Raw genomic sequence first — 19,600 nt, 5'->3', positions numbered from 1 at the left:
ATATAAAATTAAGTTATTTTTAATATCTTAAAAATTAAGTTATTTTTAATATCTTAAAAATTGAGGGATTTGTTCAATTTCAATATGATAATTTTTTGTTGATATGATATAATTTAAAAGATTGGTATAATCAAAATTAATTAAAGGGAGAAAACAATGGTATTAAAAAAGACATTTAAGCGCGGATTTCATATTCATAGTAAAAAAGAATTAAGCCGTGGAAATAAGTACATAGAGATACCTGCACCAGACATGGTGAAAATCCCACTTTTACAACATATTGGTACACCAAGTGAGCCAATAGTTCAGGTGGGGGATTATGTAAAAGTTGGTCAAATGATTGCGAAGAAAGTGGGGGCAATCTCAGCAAACATACACTCAAGTGTATCAGGTAAAGTTGTAAAAATTGAGTATTCAACAGCAACAAGAGGGAATCACGTAAAGTGTATTTTCATTGAAAATGATCACAAGAATGAATTAGGATATGAATTAATGGATAGAGATTATACTAAGTTATCTTCAGATGAAATTGTTAAAATAATTGAAGATGCTGGTATTACAGGATTAGGAGGAGCAAGTTTTCCTACTCATGTAAAATTGAATCCACCAGTTCCGATTGAAGATGTAATCATAAATAGTGCAGAATGTGAGCCTTATTTAACATCAGATGATGTAACTATGAGAAATTTTGCGAAAGATATAGTTACAGGTTTAAAAATTGAAATGCATACGTTAAATGCGAAAAATGGGCATATTTTGATTGAAGATGACAAGCCGGAAGCAATCAACGCTATGCAAGAAGCTGTTAAAGATGAAAATAATATTAGAGTTGTAGTTGCTAAAGCTAAGTATCCTCAAGGGGATGAAAAAAGAGTTATAGATGTTACACTTGGAAAAGTAGTACCTTTTGGTAAACATACATTTGATATTGGGGTAATTGTATCAAATGCTACAACTGCATTGTCTATAAAAAAAGCTGTATGTAACAATATTCCGCTTTATGAAAGAATTGTCACATTTTCAGGGGAATCAATGAAGCAAAAAGTTAATGCATTAGTTAAATTTGGTACTCCAATTTCAAAAGCATTAGAATTTTTAGGTGGAGTAGATGAAAATATTTCCAGATTAGTTTTAGGTGGGCCAATGATGGGATTATCCAAAGATGATATGGAAATTCCATTGGAAAAACCAACAAATGGTATTTTGGCATTATCAAAATCAGAGACAGAATATCCAGAAGAAGAGCCATGTATCAAGTGTTCTTCATGTGTTGAAGTTTGTCCAGTAGGGCTACAACCATTCCTTTTGGCTGAATTAGTTAGAAACAAGGATGCAAGAGGTGCAAGGGATAATAATATTATGAGTTGTATAGAATGTGGTTTATGTTCATATATTTGTCCATCACATATTCCTCTTGTTGAAACCTTCAAAGAAGGTAAACGTTTAGTAAGAGAATTGAAGGATTAGGAGGATATAATGGCACATACATTAAATATTTCAAGTTTTCCTGCTCCACATATTAGAAATAAGAAATCAACACAAATAGTAATGTTAGATGTAATAATAGCTATGTTACCTGCTTTAGCAGCATCAATTTACTATTTCGGATTAAGATCATTATATTTAATTTTAGTTTCTGTGGCAGCATGTGTTTTATCAGAATTAGTTATGCACAAATTGATGCATAAAAAAGTAAGAGTAAGAGATTTATCTGCAGTCGTAACAGGTATATTATTAGCATTCAACTTGCCGGTTACATTTCCGTTTTGGATGACGATAGTAGGTGCAATTTTTTCTATTGTTATAGTTAAAGAATTATTTGGAGGTATTGGTCAAAACTTTATGAATCCAGCATTAGCAGGAAGAGTATTTTTGATGATTACTTGGCCAGCTCAAATGGGTAATTTTACAATGGATGGTCTAGCATCTGCTACTCCTTTAGGTAGAAAACCAGCTGAATTTTTAGACTTATTTTTAGGGAATATTCCAGGTACAATAGGTGAAGTTTCAAAGTTAGCAATATTAATTGGTTTGGTTTATTTAGTTGCAAGAGGTGTAATTAAATTAAGAATGCCACTAACATATTTCTTTGGGTCAGCATTCTTCCTATTTATATTAAAATATGACGTTATGGATACTATCTATCAACTTTTCTCAGGTGGACTAATTTTAGCGGCTGTATTTATGATTACAGATTATTCGTCATCACCAATGTCACCTAAAGGACAATATATTTATGCTTTTGGAGCTGCTTTATTAACTGTGTTAATAAGAATTTATGGGGGCTATCCAGAAGGAGTATCATTTGCAATTTTAGTTATGAATGTATTTGTTCCTTTAATTGATAAATACGTAAAAACAACAGTGTTTGGAGTAAAGGAGGCTAAAAAATGAAAAAAGTAAAATCAATAATTACATTATTATTAGTTTTAATAATTTCGGTAGCTTTTATTTACGGATTGAATAAATTATTTGTAAGTATGAATAGTGATGAAGGAGTTTCTAGTCCTTATGTAGAAGTTTTTGCAGATGGAAAAGAATTTAATGAAATTGAAGTTAAAGATAAAGCTGAAACTATTAATAAGGTTTTAGAAGTAACTGATGGATCTTCTCCTATAGGATATGTATTCGATGCTGTATCAAAAGAAGGATTTGGCGGCGATATACATTTTTTAGTAGGTATTTCAAATGATGGAGTTATTAAAGGATTAAAAGTTTTAGAACAATCAGAAACAGATGGATATGGTGCTTCTGTTGAAACAGAAGAATTTACAAATGGAGTAAAAGATGTAAATGTTTCAACTGGTAAAATATCAGCTGGTGAAGGTGATAAGGAAAACGGTCAAATTACAGCTATTTCTGGGGCGACAATTACCACAAATGCTATGATTAATGAGTTAAAACAGATTGTAAATCAATTGAGTACTTTATCTGATAAGGTAAAACCTATTGCTGAAGAAACTTCATATTATGAAACAAAATATAAAGATCTTTTACCAAATGATTTATCAGACTATACGTTTGAAGAATTTAAAGAAAATGGAAAAGAAAATGATCCAATTTACAATGAATTTGTAAAAAGAATTGTAAAAGTTACATTTGGTGATAAATTTGATTCATATATTTTACAACTGGCTGCAAAAGGATATGGTGGTAAAATAGATTTAATGTTAAGACTTAATGGAGAATACAGAGTATTCGATATACTTGTAGCATCTCATAGTGAAACTGAAGGCTTAGGTGCATATATTGAGGATGAACAATATACAAGCATTTTTAAGGGATTAAATTTAGATAAAAATATATTGGCAAATGCAATAAAATTAAGAAAAAATCCTAAAGGAGAAAAGGATATTTTATTAATTTCTGGAGCTACTGTTACATCAAATGCAATGCAAGATTCACTAAATGCAGCAATTGATGGACTTGTAAAATTTGATAAAGTTAAATCTGATAATTCTAAATTTGAAAAACTAGAATTAAACAAAAAAACTGAAGAAAGCAAACCGAAATATGATCATAAAGAAAAATTTAAGACAATAGATGAATCAAAACCTTTAGATAAAGGAACAAATGAACAAGTTGTCGCTATTTCTCTTGCATATAAAGATGGAAAAGAAGTAGGGAAAATTTTAGATGTTAATACTGACGGTTTTGCTGGAAAAATTGAATTTGGATTATTAGTGGATTTAGAAGGCAAAATTCAAGATTTTATTGTATATTCACATAGTGAAACAGAAGGATATGGTGCTGAAATCGAAAGTGAAGCATTTAAGAAAAATATAATTGGTAAAAATTTACAAGAAATAGATACATTTGCAACTGGTAAAAATATTGATGGAATTTCAGGTGCTACATTTACTACTGAAGGAATGTTAAAAGGTATGAATTCAGCTATAAAAGCATTTAATGACTCAAAAGATGCAAATGTAGTTAATGGTAATTAGGAGGTTGATATGAAAAAATCATATTTAGATAATATAATTATGAATAATCCAGTTTTAGTTCAAAGTCTTGGATTTGTATCAATCCTAGCTTTAAGCAATTCACTTAAGCCAGCAATTATTATGGCATTAGCAGTTACATTTGTGTTAGTTTTATCAAGTTTAGTAGTTTCATTATTGAAATCATTTATAAATGAAGACCATGAAATTTTATTTTTAATGATTATAGTTGCTACTTTTGCTACAATTGCAGAGATGACAATAAAATCTATCTATCCAATAACCTATCAATCAATGGGGATTTTAACCTCTTTAATTGCTGTGAACTCTATAATGTTGAGTAGATTACAAAAGCATGCAATTACTTCAGGTGTTGTAAGTTCTGTAATTGATTCGATTACAACAGGTTTAGGATATACTTTAGTAATAGTTGTATTAGCCGTTATAAGAGAATTGATTGGAAATGGTACAATTTACGGAATTAGAATAATACCTTCTGACTTTACAATTAAAACTTTTAATGAACCAATGATGGCATTTATACTATTAGGTTTATTTATTGCTTTTTCAAATTGGTATACAAGAAGTAGAAAATTAAAGGAGGCAAGAAAATGACATACATTAGTATAATTATCGCTGCAGTTTTGGTTAATAATATGGTACTAACACAAATTTTTGGAGTTAATCCTGCAGTTGCATCATCAAAAGATTTAGAATCAACAATTACAATGGGACTATCTATAACATTTGTTACAGTTATTTCTTCAATAGTTTCTAAAATATTCTATGATTATGTTTTACTTAAATTTAACTTAGAATATTTGAAAATATTATCATTTGTAATAATTGTGGTTCTTGTTATAGAAATATTTTATTCATTAGTAGCTGTTACTTCTAAGAAGGAATATGAAGATATAAAATCTTATTTACCATCAGTTACAGCAAATAGTATGATTTTAGGTGTTGCACTAATTGTAGTATCTAATAATTACAATATTTTAAGCATAATTGCTTATGCTTTTGGAGTTTCACTAGGTTTTGTATTAGTGACATTATTATTAAATGCAATTAACGAAAAATATAAATACGCTAATCTACCAAGACATTTTTTAGAAAAACCTATAACATTGTTTGCCTTAGGATTAATGGCATTAGCTTTTTATGGATTTAAGGGATTAATTTAATAAATAATATTTGGAATGTTGTGTATGCAGCATTCCTTTTTTATTGTAAAATATTTTTGAGGATATTTTTATGAACGAATTAAAAAATAAATTAAGAGAAAAATTATTATTTGAAAGAAAAAATTTATCAAGAGAATACATAGAAAAATCTGATGAATTAATTTATCAAAAATTAATTTCATTAGAGTCATATAAAAATGCAAAAAATATTTTTTGTTATTTAAGTATAGATGGAGAAGTCTCAACAATTAAATTTTTACAAAAAGCTTTAATAGACAATAAGAGAGTATTTGTTCCATTGTGCTTAAAAAAAGGTATTATGGAAGCTAGAGAAATAATGGATTTAAGTGAGTTAAAAGAAGGTAAATTTGGAATATTAGAGCCAATAAAAAATTCTATAAAGATAAATTTTGAAGAAATAGATTTATCAATAATTCCATGTATATCAGCAAATAAAGAAGGATATCGCCTTGGATATGGCGGGGGATATTATGACAGATTTTTTGAAAATAAGTCTATAAAAAATTCTTTTATTTTATGTAGAGAAAAGATGATTTATGATAATATTCCTTTTGAAAAACATGATATTAAATTTGAACATGTTTTGACAGATAAAAATTGAAATGAAATATTTATGCTTAATATGTTATTATTTAATAGAAATATTTAATATTAGTGGTAAAATAATGGCAAAAGCATTGATTTTGATAGATTATTGCAATGATTTTATTGCAGATAATGGAAAACTAACAATTGGAAAGCGTGTACAAGAAATAGAAGGTAGTATAACTGATTTAGCAAAAGAATCATACAAAAGAGGAGATTATGTATTTTCGTTTTTGACGCTCATAAATTAAATGATGAATTTCATCCAGAGAGTAAATTATTTCCACCGTACTATATATTTGGCGCAGACGGTAGAAATACTTATGGAAAATTGGGGTATTTCTTTAATCAAGTGAAAGAAAGTAATAATGTTGTATTTTTAGATAAAACATATTATTCGGCATTTGCATTTACAAAACTTAATCAATTATTAAGTAAAAGATCAATAAACACGACAGTTTTAGCAGGTTTATTGACAGATATTTGTGTATTACATACTGCAATTGATGCTTATGAAAGAGGATATAATATTGAAGTTGTTGAATCTGCAGTAGCAAGTTTAACGGATTTACAAAATGAATTTTTGATTAATCATATGAAAAATGTACTTGGAGCAAGGATAATAAAAAAATAATTATAATAAAATTGTTAAAATAGGTAAAATTATGAATAATTACGGAAAAGTATTTCAAAAAATTAGAAAAGATAAAAATTATACATTAAAGCAAATAGCATCTGATGAAATATCAGTTTCACAAGTTTCAAGGTTTGAAAGAGGAGAAACAGATTTATCAATAGGTAAATTCATTTTTATCCTTAATAAAATTGGTATAACTGTTGATGAATTTATGATATATGCTAGAGATTATGAAAAATATGAAGTAGTTAATATGATGTCCAAGGTTGTAAAATATCATTATGAAAAGAATATAGATGGATTTAATGAATTGATCGTATTAAATGAAAATAAATTAAAGTTAAATCCAGATAATATTTTTTATCCTTTATATATAATTTTATTTAAAGGATTTATATGTAAGATAAATGAAACTAAACTATCAGATGATGATCTTCAAAAAGTTGTAGATCACTTATTTGTAACTGAAAACTGGGGGATATTGGAAATCCAGTTAATTGGAAATTTGTATGAATTTTTTAGTACAAAGCGTATGTTGTATTTCTTTGATGAGATATTTAAAAATTTTGAAAAGTATAAAAAAAGCTCAGTTCATAAACATTTAGTAATGATTACTTCATTAAATATATTCTTAAAATTAATAGAGAGAGATGATATAAAAGAAGCAGAAAAAATTAACGAAAAATTAAAGGAAATTGTCGGTGGAGAAACGAAAGTTTATGAAAGAATGATACTTAAGTATAGTGAAGCATTTTTACTTTATAAAAAAGGAGATAGCGCAGGTGTTGAAATGATGAATAAAATTATAGAAACATTCAAATTACTGAATTGTGATTACCACGCAAAAAATTATCAAGAACATTTTGATAAATTTGTAATAATATAAATTCGCATATATGCGAAATAATTAAACCTCCTAAATAATGTAGATATAATAATCTATATTATTTAGGAGGTTTTTTATGAATAAAACAATCAAAAAACTGCTGTTAAGCAGAGGAATAAACAAAATAGGAAATATATTTTATGATTATGGAAATTCTATATGGTTGGCATCCATGGGTAACATTGGTAAGAAATTTTTGGCGTATTATCAAATGGCAGATACATTGACATCTATTTTATTAAATCCAATAAGTGGTGCATTAGTGGATAGATTTAAGAGACGTAAAATATTGTTATACACTGATTTTATATGCTTTATCTCTTGTCTTTTAGCTTCATTTGTTTCAAATAATAATTTGATGCTATACACGTTAGTAATTGTAAATATAATACTTGCAGTATCCAGTTCATTTTCAAGAATTGCTAATAAATCAATTATTACGGAAGTTGTTGAAAAAGATGAGATTGTAAATTATAACTCAAAGCTTGAAATTACAAATCAGGTAATTAGCGTTTGTTCGCCAATATTTTCATTTATTGTAATACAATTTACAAGTCTTAGAGTAATTTTATTGATTGATGCATTAAGCTTTTTACTATCATTTATATGTATTAAAATGATAAAAATTGAAGAAATTAAATATCAGATAGAATCAAAGAAAGGAACTAGTTTAAAATCTGTTTTAAGCGACATTCTAGACGGAATAATTTTTGTTTATAAAGAAAAGGAAATTTTATTGCTATTAATCTTGGCATCTTTAATTAACTTTATGTTTGCTGGATTTGCATACATTCTTCCTTATTCGGATAAATTATTTTCAATGAATGGAGCTTTTGCGACAATGCTAAGTTTAGGAGCTTTAGGAAGTATTTTAGCAGCACTAGTTTCATATAAAGTGAAATCAACCATGAGAAATTTACATATTAATTTAATTTTAAGTGGATTGGGAATTTCTGTGATAGGATTGTATAAATTTGTTAATTTACCAATAATTGTATTCTTATTTGGGAATTTTCTTGTAGAATTTTTTATGACAATATTTAATATTCACTATTTAAGTCAAATACAAATAAAAGTGCCGAATGAACTTATGGGAAGAGTATTCTCTTGTGTATTTACAGTAGCAGTTATTTTGATGCCATTAGGTACATTTGTTTTATCAAAAATCCCTGGAAGTATAAATTTAATTACATTCTTTTTATTAGGAATTTTAGTGATGCTAATATCATTTATTTCAATGACGTATTCAAGAGTAAAATTTGGAAAATAGTCTCAAAATGTTATAATATTCTATATATAGAAAAAAGGGGGGATAAAATGGATAGATTATCAATTAGTGAAATTTTCATAAGATTAATTTTATCTATGATATTTTCTGGACTTATTGGTCTTGAAAGGGAGAAAAGCCATAGAAGCGCTGGGCTTAAAACTCATATTTTAGTTGGAATGGGTGCCGCAACAATATCTCTAATTCAAATGAATACAATAGCATTTGTCTCAGGATTAAATAAAGATATTAATGTCAGTATTGATGCTGTTAGACTGATAGCTCAAGTTGTTAGCGGAATAGGTTTTTTAGGAGCTGGTACAATAATAGTTACTAAACGAAGTGTAACAGGTTTAACTACTGCTGCTTCAATATGGTGTGTATCTGCTATAGGACTTGCATTTGGTATGGGATATTACGAAGTAGGTATTTTGAGTGGTTTATTAATATTGGTGGTGTTGATATTTTTTAAGAGAATAATTGTAATCCATGGAACACAAGAATTTACTATTAAATATTTATCGAATAAAAATACTACTGAAGAAATTATTAACGCGATAAAAAGTTTTGACCCAAAATTTGAAATAATAGGGATGAACACATCTACAGAAAATAATAAATTATATACAACTCATGTATATAGAATAAATACAAAAAAGTCAATCTCATTTTCGGACTTAGCATATAAATTATCTAATTTAGAAAATATTGTATGTATTGAATTTGGTGAGTTTGATTAAGACCTAAAAATAGATATTTTAATCCAATCTAAAAAAAATTATTAATTAGAAATGACCTTAAAAAGCTGGATCTAGAGACCAATTTTTTGGAGGTCTTTTTTTGTGACAAAATATAATACAGAATTTAAAAAGTTTGTTGTAACGAATTCATATAATAAAGGAAGATAAGCAAATATATATGTAGTAAATAATTATACGCATTTACGGTAATAAATAAAACTTATAATACTTTTTTGTAATATTTTTTTGCTTATTAATTTATATTTTACAAATGAATAAATTTATTACAATATTTTGGAAATTTCTTACAATAATTGGAAATTTCTTACAATAATTGGAAATTAATTACATATGAACATAACAAATAATTTAACAGAGATATATTTATATTTTTGATCCTTAGAGAGTTTATTCAAATATTAAACCATAATTTGAAATCGATTGACGCACACAAAAAAATAATTTATAATTAAAAAAAAGAAATAATGGAGGTGTTTCCAATGTTTAATATTAATGGAATTTAATATTATTAGAAAACGAAGTTATATATTATAGGAGCAAAAATTATGAGAAAAAAATTAAGATTTTTAATTATATTCTTATAGGAGGTACTAATACATCTTCTAAAGGTCAACATGCATTAGTAATTTTTGGGTATAACAACACCAATAATACATATTCTTTTTGGAATCCATGGTATAATTTTACACAATATATGGATATGGATTCTAAATTGATAAATACAAAAAGTTCTACTGTATACAAATGGAATGCAGGGTATATTAAAAATATAGGTAAAATAAAATGAAAATTAAAAATATATTAATAATGTTTATATTTATGACTATAGTTCTTGTTGGATGTAATAGAAATTATAAATTTGGTATAGATATTAAAGATTATTCTAATATAATATCTATTGAGTCTGAAGGAGCTAGAGTAAAAAAAGATATTTTATCAAAAGACTTTAAGGATAAAGTTCAAAAATTGATAAATAATTTAAATGAGAGCAATTTTAAAAAAGTGAGTTACGAATCATTAAAAGGAAACAGTCCGACTATAATATTTGATAATTTTACTTTTGAAGTTTCAAAAAAGCATATAAGAATTATAAAAGAAGATAATAAATATCAGTATAATTCAAAGGTAAAGGTAGATTCATTAATAGAATTGCAAAATTTGTTAAATGATGAATTGGGAATATAGTAAAATGGTTGAGAGAATTAGAAGTCTGAATTTATGACTTCTAATTCTCAATTTTTTAATAATAAAAATATTTATTTTTAATATAATTTTACTTATTTATTATTCAAATAATAAATAGCAAGCTGAGTTCTATCTCTTAAATTTAATTTATCTAATATCGTAGAAAGATAATTTCTTACAGTTCCCTGACTTAAAAATAATTTATCTGCTATTTCTTTATTATTTAGTCCTTCAGCAACTAATTTGATTATTTCCATTTCTTTTTGATTGATATTTTCAATAGTTACATCAGATTTTTTATGAATTGAAATGCTTTGGACAACTTCACTATCAAATACGATATTTCCACTAAGTACAGTTTCAATACTTGACAATAAAGATGAAAAATTGTCTTTTAGAATGTAACCTTTTACTCCATTTGATATTGCACGGGTTATGTATTTCTCGTCCTTAAATGTGGTCAAAAGTAATATTTTTGCATCAGGATATTTTTTTAAGATTTTTTCACTGGTTTCTATGCCGTTTTGCTCTTTCATTCTTATATCCATAAGGACTAGATCGGGATGTGTATTTTCAAATAAATCAAATCCATCGATGCCGTTATGGGATATACCGGACACCTCGTAACCTTTAGATTCTAAAATAATTTTAAGTGAATCACATATTAATTTGTCATCATCAATAAGTATAATTTTAGTCATGTATGTTCTCCATTAGTATAATATGGATATTAAATCCATTATTGTATGAAATATTTAAATTTCCATTGTAAAAATCAACTATCTCTTTTATTGAAATTAAGCCAATACCTTTTTTTATTTGTGAAATGTCTACAAAATTAATTCCATTGTCTGAAATGTTTATTGAAATATATTTTTGATTATTAATAATGCTAATGCTCATAAAATCAGCATTCGAATATTTCAAGGCGTTTGTGATTGACTCTTTAACAATCGAAATTATATCAAATTTTAAGTTCATATTCAGATTTTCACAGTTTAAAATATTAATTTTATTATTTTCAAATCTGGAATTTTCAAGTAACTCTAAGACTTTTTTCTCTAAATCAATGCTTTGATTTTTCAAGTTGTGAAGTGCTTCTCTGATTTCGTTCATACCTGTTTTAAGATTATTCTGCAATGAGTTTAATTGCTTTGTAACATTTTCATCGGTTGAAATTACTTTAATTGCTTCTATTTGTATTATGCTTGCAGAAACTGTGTGACCAATTGATTCATGTAAAGTTTTTGCGATTCTTTCTCTTTCATGAATGATTGAAAGTTGCTTGTCACGTTCATATTTTTTTAGTAAATTTAGTTTCTCATTCCTTAAAATTATATTTTGTTCTGCGTATTCGTCCCTAGCTTTCATATATTTTGAATATATCTTTTCTAAATTTATATTTTGAATAAATAAATAATACGAAAATCCTATTATTGCATATATTTTGAAATCAAAAAAGCAAATAGGTAACGAAATTAAAAGTAATAATTTATTATTAAATTCTTCAAATAAATTAAAAACTAAAATTGGGGTAAAATACAATGCATTAATATTATAAGTTGAATATATTAGAAATATTGCAAATACAATGATTTTAGCCATTTTGTCATTCAACAATATAATGAAAAAATTTAATGAAAGAGAAATTAATAGTAAAATCATGAATTTATTATCCAATGTAAAAATTTGGAATGTAAATAATATAAAAATTATTGAAATTAATATTAAAAAATTATCGATTAGCTTTTTCATAAAGTCTCCATTACATTTGTCACGTTATTTAATTACATTTTTTACTTATGTAAATGTATCTTATATGTTATTTTATCATTAGGAGGGGAAAAATGATAATAAAAGTTGAAAATTTAGTTAAAAGATATAAAGATCTGGTTGCTTTAGACCATTTTAATTTAGAAGTGAAAGAAGGACAAATACTTGGATTACTTGGGCCAAACGGTTCTGGAAAAACTACTGTAATTAACACTGTTTTAGGATTGTTAAAATATAATAAAGGCGAAATAAAAGTATTTGATGAAAAGTTAAAAGATAATAGTTATGGGATAAAGAGAAAAATTGGTATAGTACCTCAAGAATTAGCTTTTTTAGATGAACTTACTGTTGAAGATAATATTTCATATTTTTGTGGTCTTTACATAAATGATTCAAAAACTATAAAAGAATATGTAAATGAAGCGATTAAATTTGTAGGATTGGAAAAATTTAGAAAATTTTATCCTAAAAAATTATCAGGTGGATTAAAAAGAAGATTGAATATTGCATGTGGAATTTCTCATAAACCTAAGTTGCTATTTTTAGATGAGCCTACAGTTGCAGTAGATGCTCAAAGTAGAAATTTTATATTGGATAATATTAAAAAATTAAATGAAAATGGTGCTACAATAATTTATACCAGTCATTATTTAGAAGAAGTTGATAAAATTTGTGATGAAATTGTAATTATGGATAAAGGTAAATCGATTGTAAAAGGAACAAGTGCTGAATTAAAACACATGATTGCAATTAAAGATAAGGTTACAATTGTTTTTGATAAATATTATGAAAACATTCAAACTGAGTTGGAAAATTTATCTTGGGTAAGTAATGTTGAACAAATTGATGAAAATAAATATCAAATTACATTTTCAAAATTAGAAAATAACTTGGTTAATGTGATTAACTATATTAATGATAAAAAATATGGATATTTAGAGATTTTTAATGAATTACCTTCACTAAATGATGTGTTTCTTGAACTTACAGGTAAGGAGTTGAGAGAATGATGAAAAATTTCATGCATAATTTAAAATATTTAGTAAAATCAGTATTTGTAGATAAGGATGTCCTATTTTGGATAATTCTTTATCCGATAATTTTATCATCATTTTTCTATTTTTCATTAAATAGCATTGGAAAAGAAAGTGCATCAAAAATAAATGTAGGGTTAGATTCTAAAAATGAATATAGCTATATTTTCAAGCAAGTTGATATTTTTAATTTATTAGATATAAAAAAAGGAGAAGAAAATTCTTCGCTAAAAAATAATAAAATAGATGCATTTGTAGATGAAAAACTAAACATTAAAACTAGTTCAAATACTGTAAATTACACGTTTAAGGTCAATGTAGTTGAATCGGTTGTGCGACAAATTAAAGAAATGCAAAACTTAAATATTCCTATTGAAAAATATGACTTCAATGCAAATTATTTTTCAAGTAAGAATGCAGAAGTAAGTCCAATTAAATTTTTTATGTACTCACTTCTTGCAATGTACATGATTTATGGGTATTTTATGACTTGTCAAATTTATTCGTTATATCAAGGAAATTTGTCAGCATTTGGTGCAAGAGTAAGTGTTTCACCTATAAGCAAATATAATAAATTATTTGTACCATTTGTTTTTGGATTTTTAGTAAATATATTTTCTAATATATTGCTAATTCTTGTAATTACTTATATTTACGGCATATCTATTATACAAAACTTACCATATACTGCAATTATTTTAATTTCAGCAAATATTTTAGGCTTATCTTTAGGAGCATTAATTTCTGTTACAAATAAATTAAGCTTAAATGCGAAAACAGGTTTAGGTGTAGGAATTTCTCTATTTTTAGCATTTTTAACAGGTATGATGAATAATCAAATGAAATCAGTAATTGAAGGGGCTGTTCCATTTATATCAAAAATTAATCCAGTTGCATTGGGAATGGATGCACTTTATGGGGTGAATGTATTAAATGATACTAAAATTTTGTATGAAAATGTTGGACTTATGCTTGTTTCATCGTTAGTTATTCTGACAATTTCATTCGTATTTATGAATAGGGGGCGTTATGAAAGTATTTAAGGCGTATTTAAAAGTTGCATTAAAATATAAATTTATATTAATTTCATATATTGCTATATTTACTTTTATGACATTGATATTTTCACAAACTGGTAATGAAGATATAAGTTTAAGCAGGTTGAATATCGGGATAAATGATCTTTCAAATTCACAATCTTCTAAGGATTTCATAAAATATTTATCGATGAAAAATAATGTGAAACTAGATAAATTTGATGAAAACACAGCGAAAAAAGATTTATTTATTAGTAAATATGGTGTAGCTATAATCATAAATCCAGACTTTGAAAAAAATATTTTGGCAAAAAAAGAAGCTATTACTTTTCTATCAAGTCCTAAAAATCATTCTGGAATTTTGATTAAAAATGAAGCAAATAAGTTCATGGTTTATGCAAATGCTTTAGCAGAAAATGATAAACTTAATACTTCTAAAGTATTAGAAATGCTGAATAATACTAATGTTAATATTGAAAATTATGGAGAAAATCAAAATAAGTCAACTGATTTGTGGTTGTCCATTTACTTTAAGATGGCTGCATTTGTGTGTTTTACAGTTGTATTTTCAATGATTTCATTAAGTATGAATTCATTTATTAAAAACAATATTATGCAAAGATTCAAAATTTCTGCAAAAACTGATGCGAGATTTATATTTGAAACATCACTTGGGCAGGTGTTAGTGTCGATAATTGCATTAATACCGATAATATTAATTCCATTTTTATTTATTGGAAAAGAATATTTTGCAAAATGTTTGCCATATATTTTTAACCTGTATTTACTAATATTTCCAGCAATTGGTTTTGCAAACCTTTTGATTTCAATAACAAATAAATTTCAAGTAATAAATGCTATAAATCAAATGATAGGAATGGGATTTGCATTCTTATCAGGCATAATGATTCCAAGAGAATTTTTAAGTTCAGGAATTATTAATTTTTCGAAAATATTTCCATATTATTACTATTTGAACATTATCGATATGATTTATAAAAATAATTTTTCAATATTAAATGCATGGCAAGAAATCTTGATATTGCTATTGTTTGCGATAACTTCAATACTATTTGCTATTTTGATAAGGAAGAAGAAAAATATAATGAAATAATTTTTTATTAATAACTTTAATGATATAATTAAAAAAAACATATAAGGGGTTTTTAATGAAAGAAAATAAAAAATTAAATAGTTTAAGTGTATTTTTATATTCATTTGCATTAGTTTTATTTGAAATATTATTATTGGATTTAGCTGTTACACCTATACCGATTAATTTATATGAAATGAGAGTAACAGTTGGGATCTTATTAATATTTTTAATGATATCAGGAATTACAGTATTTTATATGTCGGATAAACTTAAAAATTTAAAAGAAAAAATATTTGATAATAAACTTAATAAAATTGCTCTTGTTATGGGAGTATTAGCTTTAGTTATAGTTTTTATGACAAAATTAAATTATTATTTATTTAGTTTATCAATTTTTACAGTTATATTATTAATATTTATAATTTTTATAATTGGGTGGTTAATAGAAAAGTACTATAAAAAATAAAGTGATTTATATTAAAAAATTTAAAAGTGGCTGTTGCAAATAACTAAAAAATTTGTTTTGCATTAGCCTCTTTTATTTTAAAATTTTTATTTATTAAACACAAATTATTGTATTTAAAATAAAATTGTAGTACTATATATAGTGTAAAGGTTGAAAAGGAGGGTGTTTTGGAAGTAATAAAAAGAAATGGATTAATTGATAAATTTGATAAAGAAAAAATCATAATCGCTATTGAAAAAGCAATGAATTCATTTACTGGAATTTTTGAAGAAGGTCTTGCATTGAAGATTGCAAATGAAATTGAAGAAATTGCGATGAAGATGGGAAAACCAATTACGATTCATAGTATAGAAGATGAAGTGTATTATAGACTAATAAAATATGGAAATATTGCAACTGCAAAGGCATATGAAAGCTATAGATCAGTTCAAGAATTTAAGCGTAAAATGAATACGATTGATAATGATGTAATGGGGATTTTGAATAAATCAAATGATGAAGTCATTAATGAAAATTCAAATAAAGATGCAAAAATTGTAAGTACTCAAAGAGACTTAATTGCTGGGGAAGTTTCTAAGGATATTGCTAGACGAAAGCTAATTCCAGCAGACATATTACTTGCTCACGATACGGGGGCAATTCATTTCCATGATATGGACTACATAATGCAACCAATGTTTAATTGTTGCTTAATAAATTTAAAAGATATGCTTACAAATGGTACGGTTGTAAATGGTAAGAAAATCGATTCCCCAAAAAGTTTCCAAGTTGCATGTACAGTTACAACTCAAATCATAGCACAAGTTGCAAGTGGTCAGTATGGTGGGCAAAGTATAAATGGAATAGACACAATTCTTGCTCCATTCGTAAGAAAATCATACAACAAATATTTAGAATTAGTAAAAGAAGAGCAACAAGAAATTTATGGTATCGAATTTGATATAGAAAAAGCTAAAAAAGTTGCTTGGAAAAGAACTAAAAAAGAAGTCAAAGATGGTATTCAGACGATTCAATATCAGATAAATACCCTTATGACGACCAATGGACAGGCTCCATTCGTAACATTATTTATGCATTTTTTACCAGGGTATGAATTTGAAAAAGAAGCAGCATTAATACAAGAGGAAATAATTAGTCAAAGATTGCAAGGAATAAAAAATGAAGCTGATGTTTATGTCACTCCAGCATTTCCAAAGTTAATCTATGTACTAGATGAACACAATGTTCATGAAGACTCGAAGTATTATTATTTAACAAAATTAGCGGCAAAATGTACCGCAAAAAGAATGTATCCTGATTATGTATCTGCTAAAAAAATGAAAGAATTATATGAGGGAAATGTGTTCGGACCAATGGGATGTAGATCATTCTTAAGTCCATGGAAAGATAAATACGGAAATTACCAATTTGATGGAAGATTTAATATGGGAGTTGTAAGTTTAAATTTACCTCAAATAGCTATTTTATCAAATCATAGTGAAGATAAATTTTTTGAAATTTTAGAAAAAAGATTAGAACTTGCAAAAAGAGCATTGCTTTTAAGATATGAATTATTAAAAGGAGCAACATCTGATGTTTCCCCAATACATTGGCAATATGGTGCAATTGCAAGACTTGAAAAAGGTGAAAAAATTGATTCATATTTAGAGAATGGATATGCAACAATTTCCTTAGGATATATTGGTGTATATGAAGCAACTAAGTTAATTACTGGGACATCTCATACAAAAGAAGGAAAAGATTTTGCACTTAAAGTTGTAACAAAATTAAGAGAAGCATGTGACAAATGGAAAAAAGAAACTAAACTTGGCTTTGCATTGTATGGGACACCGGCAGAAAGTTTAACTAATAGATTTTGTAAAATTGATAGAGCAAGATTCGGAATCATTGAAGATGTTACTGAAAAAGGTTATTACATTAATTCTTATCATGTTGATGTCAGAGAACATATTTCTGTATTTGATAAATTTGAATTTGAATCACAATTCCAAAAACTTTCAACTGGTGGTATGATTTCATATGCAGAAATTCCAAATATGACAAATAATATTGAAGCAGTTGAAACTTTGGTTAGATTTATCTATGACCACATTATGTACGCTGAATTTAACACAAAATCAGATTATTGCCATGAATGTGGATTTGATGGAGAAATAGTTGTAAACAATGATGGCGAATGGGAATGCCCAAATTGTGGAAATAAAAATAAGGATAAATTGACAGTAATAAGAAGAACATGTGGATATCTTGGTGAAAATTTTTGGAATGAAGGTAGAACAAAAGAGATAAATTCAAGGGTGCTACATATATGATAAAGTATGGAAATTACGGACAAATTAGAAAGTATGATGTAGCAAATGGTTTTGGAATACGAGTTACAATTTTCTGTACAGGCTGTACTCATAAATGTCCAGGATGTTTTAATGAACTTTATCAAGACCCAAATTATGGAAATAAATGGACTGAAAAGGAAACAGATCTTGTATTAGAATATATGAAAGATCCTGCAGTAAAAGGATTAACACTTTTAGGAGGTGAGCCATTTCAAAATACATGGCTTACAGAAATAATTAGACGAGTAAAAAAAGAAACCGGAAAACATATTTGGGCATATTCTGGATATATTTATGAAAAATTAATAGAAGATCCAGACAGATTAGAAATGTTGAAAGAATGTGATATTCTTGTCGATGGTCCATTCAAACAAGAATTTAGAGATTTAAGATTAAAGTTCAGAGGTTCATCAAATCAACGTGTTATAGACGTTCAAGAAACATTGAAAACGGGTAAAGTTAAGGTTTTAGATATAGATTAAAAATTACAATTATTATTTGAAATGGATAAAAATCAGTATAATATAGGAAAAAATTTTATTGAAAATAATTAGATAAAAAACTAATAATATTAAACTTGTAATATTGAAAATAAAATGTTAATATTTCGTTGAACATTTTATAAAAATATTGGAGGAAAAATGAATAGAAAATTTGAGAAAAAACCAAAATATGGTATGAGAAAATTGAGTGTGGGTTTATGCTCGGTTATACTAGGTTTTGGTATGTTTATGAATATAGGAGTTTTAAGGCCATCAAACTCTCAAAATACAGTTTATGCAAGTGATTCGTTAGCGGGGGGTGCAATATCTAATAATTCTCTAGGAGCTGAAAAAATTGAAGTTTATAATTACGGTGATATAATTGTTGTAACTAATTTAAAAGACGGACAAAAGATAAATTATACTATAGAATATGAATATGAAAGAAGCTCTTATGGAAATACTGGATATATTGAAATAAAAAATGGAAAAATATTAGGGACAGATGGTAATTTTACAAGGTCCGTAATTAAATATAATAAAAGGACAGAGGATAAAATAAGATTAAGATATACTAAAGATATTAAAACGTTAGTATTATATGATATTAGTAAGGCAAAGGGATTAGAAAATATTACTTTATCATTACCAGGTGGAGAAATTAGAAAATTTTCGTCAACTTTATTTAAAAGTATAGAATCAACACCTATGCCAAAAAAACCTAATCAGGAATCAGCACCGACAACACCGAAGGAGCCAGCACCGACAACACCGAAGGAGCCAGCACCGACAACACCGAAGGAGCCAGCACCAACAACACCGAAGGAGCCAGCACCAACAACACCGAAGGAGCCAGCATCGACAACACCGAAGGAGCCAGCACCAACAACACCGAAGGAGCCAGCACCG

21 protein-coding genes are annotated in these 19,600 nt (G+C 26.6%); 19 read left to right on the top strand and 2 right to left on the bottom strand.

The features are described 5' to 3' along the window. Positions 1-156: 156 nt before the first annotated feature. The 12 genes from rsxC to ABGF48_RS07830 all read left to right on the top strand — a co-directional run bounded on the left by rsxC (position 157) and on the right by ABGF48_RS07830 (position 10,470). On the top strand, positions 157-1,467 hold the full coding sequence (gene rsxC, locus ABGF48_RS07885) for an electron transport complex subunit RsxC (RefSeq protein ID WP_408105791.1): 1,311 nt from the start codon (positions 157-159) through the stop codon (positions 1,465-1,467). A gap of 9 nt (positions 1,468-1,476) precedes the next feature. Further along, positions 1,477-2,394 (top strand): RnfABCDGE type electron transport complex subunit D, encoded by a 918-nt coding sequence (locus ABGF48_RS07880; RefSeq protein ID WP_408105790.1) that lies wholly within the window; start codon positions 1,477-1,479, stop codon positions 2,392-2,394. Further along, positions 2,391-3,947, top strand: a complete 1,557-nt coding sequence (locus ABGF48_RS07875; protein WP_408105789.1) for an FMN-binding protein — start codon at positions 2,391-2,393, stop codon at positions 3,945-3,947. Before ABGF48_RS07880 ends, ABGF48_RS07875 begins: the two co-directional genes overlap by 4 nt. Before the next feature lie 9 nt (positions 3,948-3,956). Continuing rightward, positions 3,957-4,559, top strand: coding sequence for an Rnf-Nqr domain containing protein (locus tag ABGF48_RS07870; RefSeq protein WP_408105788.1), 603 nt, complete (start codon positions 3,957-3,959; stop codon positions 4,557-4,559). Beyond that, a complete protein-coding gene (locus ABGF48_RS07865; protein WP_408105787.1) occupies positions 4,556-5,128 on the top strand; it encodes an electron transport complex protein RnfA in 573 nt (190 codons plus the stop codon). Before ABGF48_RS07870 ends, ABGF48_RS07865 begins: the two co-directional genes overlap by 4 nt. A gap of 70 nt (positions 5,129-5,198) precedes the next feature. After that, positions 5,199-5,750 carry a 5-formyltetrahydrofolate cyclo-ligase gene (locus ABGF48_RS07860; RefSeq protein ID WP_408105786.1) on the top strand — a complete coding sequence of 184 codons (552 nt, stop codon included), beginning with the start codon at positions 5,199-5,201 and terminating at the stop codon, positions 5,748-5,750. A 1-nt stretch (position 5,751) separates the two neighbouring features. After that, positions 5,752-5,985 carry a cysteine hydrolase family protein gene (locus ABGF48_RS07855; protein WP_408105785.1) on the top strand — a complete coding sequence of 78 codons (234 nt, stop codon included), beginning with the start codon at positions 5,752-5,754 and terminating at the stop codon, positions 5,983-5,985. 101 nt (positions 5,986-6,086) lie between these two features. Then, positions 6,087-6,368, top strand: a complete 282-nt coding sequence (locus ABGF48_RS07850) for a cysteine hydrolase family protein (RefSeq protein WP_408105784.1) — start codon at positions 6,087-6,089, stop codon at positions 6,366-6,368. 31 nt (positions 6,369-6,399) lie between these two features. Continuing rightward, positions 6,400-7,257 (top strand): Rgg/GadR/MutR family transcriptional regulator, encoded by an 858-nt coding sequence (locus tag ABGF48_RS07845; RefSeq protein ID WP_408105783.1) that lies wholly within the window; start codon positions 6,400-6,402, stop codon positions 7,255-7,257. Positions 7,258-7,333: 76 nt separating this feature from the next. Next, the gene (locus tag ABGF48_RS07840; RefSeq protein ID WP_408105782.1) at positions 7,334-8,527 is read left to right on the top strand and encodes an MFS transporter; all 1,194 of its coding nucleotides are present in this window, start codon (positions 7,334-7,336) and stop codon (positions 8,525-8,527) included. Positions 8,528-8,574: 47 nt separating this feature from the next. Next, the gene (locus tag ABGF48_RS07835) at positions 8,575-9,264 is read left to right on the top strand and encodes an MgtC/SapB family protein (RefSeq protein WP_408105781.1); all 690 of its coding nucleotides are present in this window, start codon (positions 8,575-8,577) and stop codon (positions 9,262-9,264) included. An 804-nt stretch (positions 9,265-10,068) separates the two neighbouring features. Next, positions 10,069-10,470 carry a hypothetical protein gene (locus ABGF48_RS07830; RefSeq protein WP_408105780.1) on the top strand — a complete coding sequence of 134 codons (402 nt, stop codon included), beginning with the start codon at positions 10,069-10,071 and terminating at the stop codon, positions 10,468-10,470. 92 nt (positions 10,471-10,562) lie between these two features. Here ABGF48_RS07830 and ABGF48_RS07825 read toward each other — a convergent pair whose 3' ends face one another. Beyond that, on the bottom strand, positions 10,563-11,171 hold the full coding sequence (locus tag ABGF48_RS07825; RefSeq protein ID WP_408105779.1) for a response regulator transcription factor: 609 nt from the start codon (positions 11,169-11,171) through the stop codon (positions 10,563-10,565). Then, complete coding sequence (locus ABGF48_RS07820; RefSeq protein WP_408105778.1) at positions 11,164-12,225, bottom strand: sensor histidine kinase; 1,062 nt, start codon at positions 12,223-12,225, stop codon at positions 11,164-11,166. The genes ABGF48_RS07825 and ABGF48_RS07820 overlap by 8 nt, the downstream gene beginning before the upstream one ends. A gap of 92 nt (positions 12,226-12,317) precedes the next feature. Between ABGF48_RS07820 and ABGF48_RS07815 the strand changes: the two genes are divergently transcribed. From ABGF48_RS07815 to ABGF48_RS07785, 7 genes are all read left to right on the top strand, one after another. Beyond that, on the top strand, positions 12,318-13,253 hold the full coding sequence (locus tag ABGF48_RS07815) for an ABC transporter ATP-binding protein (protein WP_408105777.1): 936 nt from the start codon (positions 12,318-12,320) through the stop codon (positions 13,251-13,253). Then, positions 13,250-14,320: an ABC transporter permease gene (locus ABGF48_RS07810; RefSeq protein WP_408105776.1), complete on the top strand. Its 1,071-nt coding sequence runs from the start codon at positions 13,250-13,252 to the stop codon at positions 14,318-14,320. The genes ABGF48_RS07815 and ABGF48_RS07810 overlap by 4 nt, the downstream gene beginning before the upstream one ends. Continuing rightward, positions 14,307-15,428: an ABC transporter permease gene (locus ABGF48_RS07805; protein ID WP_408105775.1), complete on the top strand. Its 1,122-nt coding sequence runs from the start codon at positions 14,307-14,309 to the stop codon at positions 15,426-15,428. Before ABGF48_RS07810 ends, ABGF48_RS07805 begins: the two co-directional genes overlap by 14 nt. Before the next feature lie 55 nt (positions 15,429-15,483). Then, on the top strand, positions 15,484-15,876 hold the full coding sequence (locus ABGF48_RS07800; protein WP_408105774.1) for a hypothetical protein: 393 nt from the start codon (positions 15,484-15,486) through the stop codon (positions 15,874-15,876). Positions 15,877-16,043: 167 nt separating this feature from the next. Continuing rightward, positions 16,044-18,188, top strand: a complete 2,145-nt coding sequence (gene nrdD, locus ABGF48_RS07795) for an anaerobic ribonucleoside-triphosphate reductase (RefSeq protein WP_408105773.1) — start codon at positions 16,044-16,046, stop codon at positions 18,186-18,188. Then, a complete protein-coding gene (gene nrdG, locus ABGF48_RS07790) occupies positions 18,185-18,691 on the top strand; it encodes an anaerobic ribonucleoside-triphosphate reductase activating protein (RefSeq protein WP_408105772.1) in 507 nt (168 codons plus the stop codon). The genes nrdD and nrdG overlap by 4 nt, the downstream gene beginning before the upstream one ends. Before the next feature lie 159 nt (positions 18,692-18,850). Beyond that, on the top strand, positions 18,851-19,600 hold a 750-nt coding region (locus tag ABGF48_RS07785; protein WP_408105771.1), incomplete at its 3' end, for a YSIRK-type signal peptide-containing protein.

It is taken from the genome of Helcococcus bovis, from assembly GCF_046035835.1.
GTDB classification, from domain to species: domain Bacteria; phylum Bacillota; class Clostridia; order Tissierellales; family Peptoniphilaceae; genus Helcococcus; species Helcococcus bovis.
Note: the sequence above shows the minus strand (reverse complement) of the source record. Positions and strands in the feature narration are given on the sequence as shown.

Excerpts from the sequence above, each read along its gene's own strand:
- rsxC (WP_408105791.1), top strand. The coding sequence starts at position 157 with ATGGTATTAAAAAAGACATTTAAGCGCGGATTTCATATTCATAGTAAA.
- ABGF48_RS07880 (WP_408105790.1), top strand. The coding sequence starts at position 1,477 with ATGGCACATACATTAAATATTTCAAGTTTTCCTGCTCCACATATTAGA.
- ABGF48_RS07875 (WP_408105789.1), top strand. The coding sequence starts at position 2,391 with ATGAAAAAAGTAAAATCAATAATTACATTATTATTAGTTTTAATAATT.
- ABGF48_RS07870 (WP_408105788.1), top strand. The coding sequence starts at position 3,957 with ATGAAAAAATCATATTTAGATAATATAATTATGAATAATCCAGTTTTA.
- ABGF48_RS07865 (WP_408105787.1), top strand. The coding sequence starts at position 4,556 with ATGACATACATTAGTATAATTATCGCTGCAGTTTTGGTTAATAATATG.
- ABGF48_RS07860 (WP_408105786.1), top strand. The coding sequence starts at position 5,199 with ATGAACGAATTAAAAAATAAATTAAGAGAAAAATTATTATTTGAAAGA.
- ABGF48_RS07855 (WP_408105785.1), top strand. The coding sequence starts at position 5,752 with ATGAAATATTTATGCTTAATATGTTATTATTTAATAGAAATATTTAAT.
- ABGF48_RS07845 (WP_408105783.1), top strand. The coding sequence starts at position 6,400 with ATGAATAATTACGGAAAAGTATTTCAAAAAATTAGAAAAGATAAAAAT.
- ABGF48_RS07840 (WP_408105782.1), top strand. The coding sequence starts at position 7,334 with ATGAATAAAACAATCAAAAAACTGCTGTTAAGCAGAGGAATAAACAAA.
- ABGF48_RS07835 (WP_408105781.1), top strand. The coding sequence starts at position 8,575 with ATGGATAGATTATCAATTAGTGAAATTTTCATAAGATTAATTTTATCT.
- ABGF48_RS07830 (WP_408105780.1), top strand. The coding sequence starts at position 10,069 with ATGAAAATTAAAAATATATTAATAATGTTTATATTTATGACTATAGTT.
- ABGF48_RS07825 (WP_408105779.1), bottom strand. The coding sequence starts at position 11,171 with ATGACTAAAATTATACTTATTGATGATGACAAATTAATATGTGATTCA.
- ABGF48_RS07820 (WP_408105778.1), bottom strand. The coding sequence starts at position 12,225 with ATGAAAAAGCTAATCGATAATTTTTTAATATTAATTTCAATAATTTTT.
- ABGF48_RS07815 (WP_408105777.1), top strand. The coding sequence starts at position 12,318 with ATGATAATAAAAGTTGAAAATTTAGTTAAAAGATATAAAGATCTGGTT.
- ABGF48_RS07810 (WP_408105776.1), top strand. The coding sequence starts at position 13,250 with ATGATGAAAAATTTCATGCATAATTTAAAATATTTAGTAAAATCAGTA.
- ABGF48_RS07805 (WP_408105775.1), top strand. The coding sequence starts at position 14,307 with ATGAAAGTATTTAAGGCGTATTTAAAAGTTGCATTAAAATATAAATTT.
- ABGF48_RS07800 (WP_408105774.1), top strand. The coding sequence starts at position 15,484 with ATGAAAGAAAATAAAAAATTAAATAGTTTAAGTGTATTTTTATATTCA.
- nrdG (WP_408105772.1), top strand. The coding sequence starts at position 18,185 with ATGATAAAGTATGGAAATTACGGACAAATTAGAAAGTATGATGTAGCA.